This window comes from Duganella sp. Root198D2, assembly GCF_001428585.1.
Lineage (GTDB): Bacteria > Pseudomonadota > Gammaproteobacteria > Burkholderiales > Burkholderiaceae_D > Rugamonas.
The window spans coordinates 1-10,872 of sequence record NZ_LMIC01000031.1; the positions used below are offsets into that span (position 1 = coordinate 1).

The following is a 10,872-nucleotide window of genomic DNA, read 5'->3' on the forward strand; positions in this document are numbered from 1 at the left end:
GGAAACACGCTGAACAGCGAAACGGAGGCGGAACCACTGACACTGAAACAAGCAGCTTGAATTATCAAATTAGGCGACAACTAGCTTGAAAATTTCCGTTTTCTTGGACTGGTTTATGTTGTTAATCCCAAGCTTTCACGGTACTCGATTGGACTCAAATAGCCAAGCGAGTTCTTGATTCGCTTTTCGTTGTACCAGCGAATGTAATCATCAAGCGCCTCCACGAACTGAGTGATCGTCGTCGACCGCCAGTCCCTTGGATAGAACATCTCCGTCTTTAGCCTGCCGAAGAACCCTTCGCATGCCGCATTGTCAGGCGAGCACGCTTTGCGCGACATTGATCGGGTCAGCTTCGCATCAGCAATGCGCGATATCCAGCCTGGCCATCGATAATGACCGCCACGATCCGAATGGACAATCGGCTTATTATGGTTCTGGCTAACGGTCTCAATGGCCGCATCCAACATAGTGTTCACAAGCTCGGCGTCAGGACTCGTGCCAATCGACCAGCTGACGACCATGCCGTCAAAGCAGTCGATCATCGGCGACAGATACACCTTTCCGGCCGGGATATGGAACTCAGAGATATCGGTAAGCCACTTCTCGTTGGGGGCAGTCGCCTGGAAATCGCGATTGATGATGTTCTCAGGTGCAGCGCTGATCTCGCCAATATACGAGCGGTACCTGCGGCGCTTCCGCCTGGCCGCCACCAGGCATCCTTGCCTCATCAGGCGCCGCACAACTTTCTCGGAGATGAATACCCTGGAGACGTCCACCTTCGACGCAACGTCCTGTGCGCTTCCTTCGCGCGTACACAGTTCGTAGACCGCTGCACGCTTGGACGCCAATGACGCTGCTGGCTTGCCCACGTTGCGAGTAACGAATTTCCTGGAGTCCGGGTAGCGCTCGTCAACCCATTCTGCAAGCTTTTGACGAGAGGGATACCCCAGCTCTTGTCGAGTCAAGGCAATGCAGCGACCGTGATTGACATAATGCTCGATGGCGACGTTCTTCTGCTCCTCGGAGTACTTCGCCTTCGTGCGAACGTATTGCGCCTGAATTTCCCCAGTTTCCTCGAATTCCTCGCACCAAGCCTTGAGAGAATTCTTTGTCGGATAATCGGAAGGTTGATGCCACGCTTACCGGCCACTGACTCTGCGTGCCGTTAGTGTACGCTTCCCGAGTTTCTATTCATAAGGGCCACGGGCAGCCGTGTGGGGCGTTTTTTTAACAGAGCATTTTCCCGCTCTAGTCGTGCTACTTCTGCTCGCATCCGGGACAGTTCCATCTCCGCTGGTGCCACGGATTTTCCTGCACCTTTCAGTTTCCCGCCTTCCGCTGCCTTGACCCAGTTACGCAGCGTCTGGTCGCTGACGCCCAGCTCCTTGGCAGCCGCCGGAATCGATAGCCCGTCCAGCACGCGCTTGACGGCGAGCTCCTTGAACTCAGTTGTAAACGCTTGTTTCGGTATCTTGTTCATGCTCTTACTTCCTTTGGTACCGATAATTTTACGTCACCGCTGGAAGACTAAATTTCGGGGGAACCTCAGTTCTAGGGGCGACGTGGCCCGCCCAAGTAGGAAAGTACACGGTCAACGACATCCTGCGGTGCGCACCGAGAAAGCAGGTAGCGGTGGGCTTCCGCGCGACCAATAATGGTACGCAAGGTAACGCCATACTGTACGAGCTCAGTCATCCATACATCACGGCGGCGAGTTCCCGCAGGAGCGTTATTCATTGAATTTCACCTATTAAAAGTATTGCACATTGAAGGGCCATTACTATATATATCGTCGAATTGACGCAATCAAAAGCGTTACGTCATGAGGCCGGACTAAAGGTGAATGTCTCCATTCGCCCTCAGCGAGCGCCACGATGCCCCATTTTCCCGTCATCTTTATGACGGCCTGCGATTTCATTTTGGGTTGCTTTCTGCTGCTGTTTGTTGATGTCACCTGCTTTACCAGGGAACGCTTTGTGCGGCATTGGATCCTGGATTTTCTTTGTGCTGTTCATGATTTTCTCCGTCAAAATATTAGGACATAGTGCGTGCACTGGTCGACTGGCGTTGGAAAGCCAGGCCGGCAATGTCCTTGGCCGCGCTTCTGCGTCATGACTCAATTCAAGTGTACGCCTTAACAGGCTTGCGCGTCGGCGCAGTGATCGTCGATGCCAACCACGGTAGCGCGCTGAAAATTCCGATCACTAGTTGCGCATAGTGAGCGAATCAATTCCGGCCATTTTGGGAGGTCGCGTGAACTCATCTCCAACGTCAAACCTGTCTTCGGCAGGTCAGAATCACATGTCGATCATTTACGTTTTCATCGCCAGCACGAACACTTATCCAAGACGTTTGGCAGTGACTTGTTCGGGCTGAAAGCAGAAGCCTTTACTCGCTTCTTCGGTACCCCAGTTTTTCTTGGCGTGCAAACCATCATTGTCGCCAAGTGGATTGCAGCCAATTTTTTGGGGCTTGCTCATTTCGACGTCTACCCATTCACGTCTACCCATTCATCCTCTTGAATCTGACATTTAGTTTACAGGCGGCCTATGCTGCGCCGCTTATCTTACTTGCACAAACGCGCCAGGCTGCGCGGGACAAGGCGCACTCTGAAGCCGATGCCAAGCACCGTGAAGCGATCGCCGTTGCATCGAGCAAGCACTCCGCACAATCGTTGGAGCTTCTCCGTCAGAACACTGACGGAAATCACCAGGGCGATGGCGGAGCGAACGGAATCGAAACGTTGATGTCAGAAACCCACCGTCACCTTGTGCAGGATACGACGCGAAAAAACTGAGATTCACGAGTTGCGTCTTTACCGTTACCGCGTTCGGTTGTGGGGAGGCTGCTTCAGACTGAGTGCAACAATCGAATACCACCACGTGCCGGCGCTGGAAAAGTGGTTGGAGAGGCAATGCTCCTTCGGCGTGCGACGTCGAATAATACCCGCATGATGACTGGAGTTTTGACGGCATGGATTCGTAGAAGCGCTTCAGCGTAGAATCGATTGTGGACCCCCAACATCTCTATAGCCTGATCAATCGTTTCGGAGAGAGTGTTGTTTGTCCTCGGTACACGGAACTTTAGGACGGTTCCCAATCCTGCCGCAGCCAATTCTGTCGAATGTCCGGCAACTTGATCGCGGTTAGATGAGAGGCGTTCCAAGAATGCGCCTTGGCCATTGGAGTTCGAAGCGCGCCGTGGGCCATTTTGGGAGAGCACCCTCATCGCTACACTTTGTGGAACTGCATGCATTTGCAGGTGTTGCCATGCGAGTACGCATCCGGAAAATGCCTCCATTTCGATCGCTGCATCGACGGCCAAGGCCATGCCTTCGTCGGGTCGGGTGAAATCTTTCATATAGCCTCCGCTTCAGTGATTGCACTGCTGCGAACAGGAATAGATATAGTCAGAGCAGCCACTGACGATAGCATGAAGATACGCCATCTCCTAAACATATATATGGATCGATTTGGCGGCGTGATAGTCATGGTGATTGGCGAACGAACGTGGCCCAATAAATACGGCTCGTGCCCCCCCATGTACAAGATCGCAGACTAAAGCTGAGATTCTTCTCCGTACCCTGTTCATATGGCGAAATTAATGACGATCAAGATCCTCGCTGGCCCGACTGGCGGCAACGTCTGACGGCGCGCGCTGCCGCCCCCCTACAGGGGAGCGGTTGTTGGTCTTTCCCCAAGACTGCTTTATCAAGGTGATCACGTATGACGTTGTTATCCATCAGCAGCCAGATCGCCGCCGGCCTGACGGTAATTAATGAGCTGTCCGCATTGGGCAGGCTGCTTCTGGGCATGCAGTTGCTGGTCGGCCGCTTCTTGGCGAGGCTTGCCTTTCCGCCGGTGTGGCATTGGCCTGCGGCTTTGGGTGGCGCCTGGCGGCGCAGGCGCCCTATCTGCGCATGATGAAGGGCGCTTTGACATTCGCGCCAGCTAAAATGGAGGTTTCCCCGCGCGCTGTCTTGCCATAAACAACTACTCCCGCTTCACGATCAACCGCCATTTGATCATCTTGATGCCCATGCAGCCGATCCTCGACTGGATCATGCGGGTCGATCCAAATCCGCCCAATATGACGCTCGGCCAACTGCGCCAGGAGCAGGATGCTTTTCTCGTCCACGATGCGCTAGATGGCCAAGAGGATGCCGAGAAATGGGTAGTCCCTACTCGCAAGGCAGAACTTCTTCTTCAGGCTTTGGCCGATTCCCTGGAGATTCCTGACGGCAAGTACGTGGCAGCGGAACGAAGCTATAAGTCCGTGGGAAGCTGGCTCGACCGAAAGGAGTCAGTCTTTGCAGGGAACAATGTTTCCGTTTATCCCCAAGGGTCCTTCCGCCTAGGCACGGTGATCCCGCCGCATGACAGAGATGGGCAGTACGACTTGGACGTGGTGTGCGAAATCTCGATGGACAAGCTGGAGTTGACGCAAAAGCAGCTCAAGGCAAAACTCGGCGAAGAGGTCAAGGCGTATGCCCGTGCGCATGGTATGGCCGAGCCCACCGAGGCCAGGCGGTGCTGGACTCTGAACTATGCGGACGGAGAACAGTTCCACATGGATATCCTGCCGGCTCTTCCTGACGGACTGCGTCAAAAGCTCAGAGCGATGGCTGCAGGACTCAAGGAGAGCAGCCTTGACCAATCTCTCGCGATTACGTGCATATACGACGAGAACTACGACAGGCGAACCAACGACTGGCCAGGAAGCAATCCCAAGGGATATTCGGATTGGTTCCGCGAGCAAATGAAGATTGTTTTCAATGCCCGCCGTGAGCGAATGCGCCTGTACGAAATGAGAGCCTCCGTGGAAGAAATTCCAGAGTACCGCGTGACGACGCCAATGCAATCGGCAATCAAAATACTGAAGCGGCACCGAGACATGCGCTTCACCGGCGACGAAGAGCTTAGCCCAATCTCAATCATCCTGACCACGCTGAGTGCCCTTGCGTATAACCAGGAGACCACAATCACCGGCGCGCTTTTTGGCATTCTCGAAAGGATGGCCTCGCACATTGAACAGCGTAATGGCGTGTATTGGATAGAGAATCCAGCCGATCCTCGTGAGAACTTCGCCGACAAGTGGCAGGAAACGCCTGCAAAGAAAGACGCATTCTATGAGTGGCTGGAGCTGGCGAAGGAAGACTTTGCGTTGGCTGCAAGCGCAAATGCAGAAGGCGACTTCATCGAAGCGATGGCTCCGCGCATGGGTCGTTCCCTCGTCGAGGGAGCAGTGAAGCGTGGCAGCCCCACAATCGGTCACTCTCTTGCCGCGAGTGCGACCAATTTTTCGAAGAAGATTCTCAAATTCCGAGATGCACCGCACCGCAAGCCAATGACCCTACCTCTGCTGACAGGCGCTAACGGCAATGTATCGCTGAGCCTCACGGTGAGCCGCAATGGGTACCGCCCAGATGCGAGGAGCAGCGATGGAGAATTTGTAACGCGCGGAAGCACCTTGACCTTTAATGCACGTACCACGATTCAGAAGCCTTTTAAGGTCTTCTGGCAGGTCGTGAACACTGGGGACGAAGCTCGTGTTGCCAGAGACCTTCGCGGTGGATTCGATGAAGGCATCGTGCAGTCGGGAGACCTCTCCCGAAATGAGACTGCACGCTACAGTGGTTCGCACAGCCTCGAATGCTTCATCGTGAAAGACGGCTACTGCGTCGCAAAGAGTGGCCAGTTCATCGTCAACATCAAATAACAGGAATTGCCAATGACGACAGCTTCGCCAACACTGCCATCCCACGCCGTATTTCCTGCCGTTTCGGTTTCGTATGGCGCAGATGATGCCGAACTTTCCAAGGTGCTCAGTGCGCCAGCAGGCTCCGCGGTAACTGTTATGGCGCGGGCCTACCGTTTCATCGTTGCGATTGAAATCGGTAGCGCCTGGTCTGCGCATTCGGGCGAACTCGGCACGTTCACATATAAGGAGCTCACCCGCTTGGCAAGTCAGGGAGCACTTCGAAAAGTGGACTGGCCCGACACTCTCGGTGACCGTCCTCCATCGTTACCTGTTTCCCAGTTTGCGCCCAGCAGCATGATGAGTAGAACAGAGCTCGCCTCATGGAACACCAATAGAAAGAGCTTGATGAAGCTCGGCCGAGGGCCAAATCTAAACAGCGCTGCAAAAGAGGAAGTACTAAAAGACGCCGCAAATGTCTGCATGTTCGAAGGCTGCGGGAAACGAGTAGATAAGATTGGCAAGTCCAGCCGCTCAGGGAATGTAGGCCAACTCGCACACATTGTAGGTGCGGACCCGCTGGGGCCTCGTGGACGTGAAGATTCGCACATGCTGGCCGACAAGGCGGAAAACGTTATGCTTGTTTGCTATGACCACCATCGCCTAGGATCGCCGAGTGGGAGGATGCCTTCTTCCGCTCCTACTTCACCCACCCCAACGTGCCAAAAAGGCTGGTGAACCATCCCGGTGGAGCATATGCCTTCTGGGCCGAAATGGTCGAACTGCCGCCAGTACTGTTACGGAGGCGAACGTGGGCCGCCAGCTGTATAGCCCAGCCGATATTGGCGGCAGCAAGGCGGCCATTACCATCACCCGGCTCAATCATTTTTATGGACTCGATTGGGAGGCGAGCATTTGCCGGATTGAGGATTTCTGGAGCCGCCTCGACTACCACCGGGGGCACGTGGCCGACATTCTCATCAGTTGCGTGGACACGCGCGCGGCCCGCCGCGCCATCCATGAGTATTTGTTTTCTGGAGACCGGTACCGGTACTGGCTCGACTTGGGCAATAACGAACAAGATGGGCAGGCCGTGTTAGGCGTCCCCGGCAGACCAAACGCGGGTCGCCGCGTCGAGAATGCCGAACGGATGCCGTGCGTTACGGAACTGTATCCTGAATTGTTGGACGCAGATCAACCGGAAGACAGCGCACCATCGTGTTCAGTGCGACTCTCGCTCGCAGCACAGGGGCTTTTCATCAACGACGTTATCGTCCGCCACGCAGCACACCTTCTGTACGAGCTGTTCTCGCGTGGGCAACTCTCCCAGCATGGCGTGGTGTGCAACCTCGATACCAAGCGTACAGTTCCAATCGCCATCCAGCGCGACCGCGAATAGCTGATCCTTATTTGGAGGTGATCGTCAATACCATGTGTCCGCGCGCCTCGTAGTCAGTGAGCCCAGTGTCGAAAAGGCGCTAATTGATCCAGGAATTATTTCTTACTTTGAGGTGGCGCGCGCAATTAATTCCAGGTCTTCCTCTGCCTCCTCGTAATGGATCAGCCCGAATTTTGGAAAGTTGACCATTACACCCCGCTTTAAATAGTCCCACTGTGCTTTCGGATAATCTGGCGCATATTCGTCTGTGTCGATGGAAAAGACAACCACTCCGCCAGAGTCATCACCCAGTTTTACTTTATCACCCAGTCTGACCTCTTGCCCATTTGAGTACTTCATTGTGCCCCCTCTTCAATTCGCGAATGGCTCAATTGGTATAGCATCCGGCGGCAACGCTGTAGGGGAAACTGCGCCGAGCGGTTGCCAGAAGCATCGGCAGTCTTTAGGACTTTGGTTTGCCTTATAGATATTGTAATGCGGGCCGATGATGCCGTGATGCGGTTTTCCATCTCTGGGAGTATCTAATGGGCGGTATGCGATGGTTCCCGTCGGCACCACTTTTCCACTGATCGTCCTGCATGGAGGACATGGATTATTCGGAGGGCATTCACGGTCTTTCGTTGTGTCCCCAGTCATCATTACTCCGACACCAATGAGCGTGGCGGCAGTTGTTACTCCAATTCCGATACCGCACCCGATTGGCCCGCCAAAGGGCAGGCCAATCGCGCAACCGGCCGCCTGCGCCTGCAGTCCATCTGAATCCGAGAAGGACAGTGGATTTCCGCCGACGTAAGCGTATGTGTTGATGCCGCCTTGCAACCCGATTGGATCGCTCTGCACAAACCGACCTATCTGGGGATCGTAATCCCTATGATAGTTGTAATGAAGGTTGGTTTCTTTATCGTAGTACTGCCCTGGGAACCGTGGGTTGTATGAGAAGACGCCATAGCCCGACGGATTCTCGTTAGGAGCATTCGCACCGAACGGTTCAGAGGAGTCGCCGCGCCATACAACTACACCAGCCGCGTTTGTGATCTCACGCGTAGTGTTGACTTGATCGGCGTATAAATAGTAGATCTGAGGGGCACCAGCTGCGATGGTAACCACGGTTGGCTGCGTAGTTGTTGCGGCGCCCTTGTTGTCAGTAGCTCGAACGGTGAGACTATAGGTACCAGCTGGTACATTCGACCAAGTGAAAGCGTAGGGCATCTGCGTCGTTGTTGCGAGCAAGCTCGTGCCGTTGAAGAACTCTACCTTGGAAATGATGCCATCATCGCTTGCAGTGGCGCTCAAGGAAATTGTTCCCGGGGCAGTTGCTGCAGTTACGGTTGCAGTCATCGCAACGTTTGGGGGTAAATTGCCGGCAGCATGGACGTTGATCATGGCACTGCTAAACAGCAGTATGGCCAGGAAGCGCATTAGCATGTTAGCGATCTCCAAATGTTGGGAATACGCCTCATCAGCGCATATTCCCATGTGTGCGGAAATGCGGCTCATTTGAAGGCCGCTAATGGTAAATCGCCCAAATAAACGTATTCCTGGGTTGTGCTCATGCCGGCCGCGGTAGTCACTTCAGCAATGAGCTTGCCTGATAGGTCGTAATGGAACACCGTCGTCGTTGTTGGTGTTACCTTGCGCACCCGCTGGCCTAAGCCATTAATCGTGTATTGCACCAAGCCTATGGCGGTATTGGCCGAGATCATGCGTCCACGTGCGTCATAGTTGAAAGTCGCGCTACCATTGTTTGTGATGCTGCCGGTTGCATCGCTTGAAATCGCCTGGGTGCCCTTTTTCGTCAGACGGTTACTGGTGGCGGCGTATGTGTAGGCAGTCTTGGAACCGTTATTGTTCTTTTGAAGCCGGTTGCCAACCGTGTCGTAGGCATAGCTGATCCCTGCCGTTGGACTGATCGCGTTGGTTAGACGGTCGAGAACGTCATATCCGTAACTCATGCCGCTGGCCGTGTTGCTGGCATCGGCAATTCCAGTAATGCGGCTGGCCGCGTCATAGTTCACTGACATCGTTTGCGCTGCTAGGCCAAAACTGGTCACTCGACCGTCAAGGTCGTATCCGCGCGTTATGGTGCGGCCATTGCCTAAGGTGATCGATTGCACTGGCCCGAACGGCTGGTATAGCACCTGACTCACCACCGACACTGTGCCGCCACCCGTATTGATTTGGGTAACGCGGCCAGCCGCATCGCGGCCGTAGTCGATAGTGCGCCCGCTCGGGTATGTCATGCCAGAGAGTCGGCCTGCCGCATCGTAGCGGTAGCCTGTTGTAGAAGTGACGCCCCCGATGATGCGGATTTCGGCCGTCACGTGTCCTTGGAGATCGTAACTGTAATTGATACTGCCGCTAGCATCTGTGATCCGGCTCAGGCAGCCGATGGCGTTTGCGCCCTGGTCGTATTGGTATGCGACGGTTGCGCCGTCGGCGTACGTGATCAAGGTTGGGCGGTTCAGCGCATCATACTTGTAGGTCGTTTTTTGCTGCTTGGCGTCCGTGATACTGGTGAGATTTCCCGCATCGTCGTAGGTACTATTTGTAACGCCGCTGTCTGCACTGGTGGTTTGGCTTAGATTGCCCAGACCATCGATCACATAACTGGTAACAACCATGCGCGCATCGGTCACCTGGGTCAACTGATTAGCGCCATCGTATCCGTATAGTGTTATGCCAGTATTGGTCGCGTCGGTCGAGCGAATGCGCCGCGACAATGCATCATATGCGAAAGTGGTCGCATGATTAAGCGGATCGCTAATTTTGGTTACGTTGCCCTGGCGGTCGTACTCAAACGAGGTAGTGGAATTTTGAACCTGTGCGATTGCAACAGCGGCAGTTGCACAAGTGACAACAGCAACGATGCTTCGTATTAAATTCGCATGGCATATCATGACTGGCCTCACATGTAGATTCGTCATTGCGATGCTCCCGTTACCTGCTGAAGCCTGTTCAACGGGTCAAAAGTTCTACTGACTTGCTTGCGGAGATTCCCACTGGAGTCCTTGACCTCTTCGCGGATTCGATTTCCCGCGTTGTCCAGTGTGTAGTGGATCGAGTTGCCAAGGCCATCTCTGATATCGGTTAGCCTATGCGCTGCATCGTAGGTGTACGAGATGAAGGCAGCATCTGGAGCGGTGACCTTAATGAGTTGCCCAACACCATCGTAGTCAAACGTTGTAGTCTGTGGGGCTGGTGTATCCGGGGCCAGCGTACGGCTTCTCATTCTCGATTGCGGATCGTAAGTGAATGCCGTGATATTGCCATTCGGGTCTTGCATCCTAGTGACTTTTCCCGACTTGTTGTACTCTAAATATTGGGTGACATGTCCCAATGCGTTCGTAACGGTCTGCAGATTCCCACTGGTATGGGTCGAAGTGGTGTCGGCATAGTACGCATAGGCGGTCGTCTCCATGCCGCCGCTCTCATTTGTCGGACCGTTGGACGTCAGCATCTGCCCGAATGCGTTGTAGGTGAAGCTCCATACCCTTGGGCGACCTATTAAGGCAGCGTTGAATCCTATTGCCCCATTGTTGTCACTGGTGGCCTGCTCGATTCGTTTGCATACGACGAGGATCGGTTTTCCGTCCGGAAGTGTCGTGGCAGGTGCACATGTCAGTATTTGACCGTTCGTGTCCGGCTGCCCGTTGTAGATATAGCTGGTAAGGCTTTTAGGTATGCGTCCAGCCATTCCACCTTCACAGCGGGTTTAGGACTGAGTAGAGTTCGGGAATGGCAACAACGAATCGATCTGACTGTTGGGGCACGTCGGG

At 54.2% G+C, this 10,872-nt stretch carries 11 protein-coding genes and 2 pseudogenes; 4 read left to right on the top strand and 9 right to left on the bottom strand.

Features of this window, described 5'->3' with window-relative positions:
* Positions 1 to 113: 113 nt before the first annotated feature.
* The 4 genes and pseudogenes from ASE26_RS19945 to ASE26_RS31645 all read right to left on the bottom strand — a co-directional run.
* Positions 114 to 1,118: pseudogene (locus tag ASE26_RS19945) on the bottom strand (IS3 family transposase); the annotation flags it as partial.
* 104 nt (positions 1,119 to 1,222) lie between these two features.
* Positions 1,223 to 1,480 (bottom strand): annotated as a pseudogene (locus ASE26_RS19950) (transposase); the annotation flags it as partial.
* A 379-nt stretch (positions 1,481 to 1,859) separates the two neighbouring features.
* Positions 1,860 to 2,015, bottom strand: a complete 156-nt coding sequence (locus ASE26_RS30780; protein ID WP_156398026.1) for a hypothetical protein — start codon at positions 2,013 to 2,015, stop codon at positions 1,860 to 1,862.
* Between the two features lie 324 nt (positions 2,016 to 2,339).
* Entirely contained in the window at positions 2,340 to 2,480 is a 141-nt protein-coding gene (locus ASE26_RS31645; protein ID WP_229207172.1) for a hypothetical protein, read from the bottom strand.
* On the opposite strand from ASE26_RS31645, the gene ASE26_RS30125 reads away from it, so the two are divergent.
* Positions 2,447 to 2,797, top strand: a complete 351-nt coding sequence (locus tag ASE26_RS30125; RefSeq protein ID WP_229207171.1) for a DUF1003 domain-containing protein — start codon at positions 2,447 to 2,449, stop codon at positions 2,795 to 2,797. The genes ASE26_RS31645 and ASE26_RS30125 overlap by 34 nt on opposite strands.
* Positions 2,798 to 2,850: 53 nt before the next feature.
* Here the strand turns inward: ASE26_RS30125 and ASE26_RS30785 are convergent, their stop codons facing one another.
* On the bottom strand, positions 2,851 to 3,360 hold the full coding sequence (locus ASE26_RS30785; protein ID WP_156398025.1) for a hypothetical protein: 510 nt from the start codon (positions 3,358 to 3,360) through the stop codon (positions 2,851 to 2,853).
* Positions 3,361 to 3,725: 365 nt separating this feature from the next.
* Between ASE26_RS30785 and ASE26_RS19960 the strand changes: the two genes are divergently transcribed.
* From ASE26_RS19960 to ASE26_RS19970, 3 genes are all read left to right on the top strand, one after another.
* Positions 3,726 to 3,923 (top strand): hypothetical protein, encoded by a 198-nt coding sequence (locus ASE26_RS19960; protein ID WP_055932154.1) that lies wholly within the window; start codon positions 3,726 to 3,728, stop codon positions 3,921 to 3,923.
* A 115-nt stretch (positions 3,924 to 4,038) separates the two neighbouring features.
* The gene (locus ASE26_RS19965) at positions 4,039 to 5,718 is read left to right on the top strand and encodes a nucleotidyltransferase (protein ID WP_200953809.1); all 1,680 of its coding nucleotides are present in this window, start codon (positions 4,039 to 4,041) and stop codon (positions 5,716 to 5,718) included.
* Positions 5,719 to 6,460: 742 nt separating this feature from the next.
* On the top strand, positions 6,461 to 7,096 hold the full coding sequence (locus ASE26_RS19970) for a PRTRC system ThiF family protein (protein ID WP_255357556.1): 636 nt from the start codon (positions 6,461 to 6,463) through the stop codon (positions 7,094 to 7,096).
* 102 nt (positions 7,097 to 7,198) lie between these two features.
* Here the strand turns inward: ASE26_RS19970 and ASE26_RS19975 are convergent, their stop codons facing one another.
* Genes ASE26_RS19975 through ASE26_RS19985 form a run of 4 tightly spaced genes read right to left on the bottom strand, consistent with a single transcriptional unit; the run spans position 7,199 to position 10,790 of the window.
* Positions 7,199 to 7,435: a hypothetical protein gene (locus ASE26_RS19975; protein ID WP_055932149.1), complete on the bottom strand. Its 237-nt coding sequence runs from the start codon at positions 7,433 to 7,435 to the stop codon at positions 7,199 to 7,201.
* A gap of 12 nt (positions 7,436 to 7,447) precedes the next feature.
* Positions 7,448 to 8,593, bottom strand: coding sequence for an RHS repeat-associated core domain-containing protein (locus ASE26_RS32010; RefSeq protein ID WP_082507360.1), 1,146 nt, complete (start codon positions 8,591 to 8,593; stop codon positions 7,448 to 7,450).
* A complete protein-coding gene (locus ASE26_RS19980; RefSeq protein ID WP_055932145.1) occupies positions 8,590 to 10,020 on the bottom strand; it encodes an RHS repeat protein in 1,431 nt (476 codons plus the stop codon). Before ASE26_RS19980 ends, ASE26_RS32010 begins: the two co-directional genes overlap by 4 nt.
* A complete protein-coding gene (locus ASE26_RS19985) occupies positions 10,017 to 10,790 on the bottom strand; it encodes an RHS repeat protein (RefSeq protein ID WP_057246818.1) in 774 nt (257 codons plus the stop codon). The genes ASE26_RS19980 and ASE26_RS19985 overlap by 4 nt, the downstream gene beginning before the upstream one ends.
* Positions 10,791 to 10,872 lie beyond the last annotated feature (82 nt).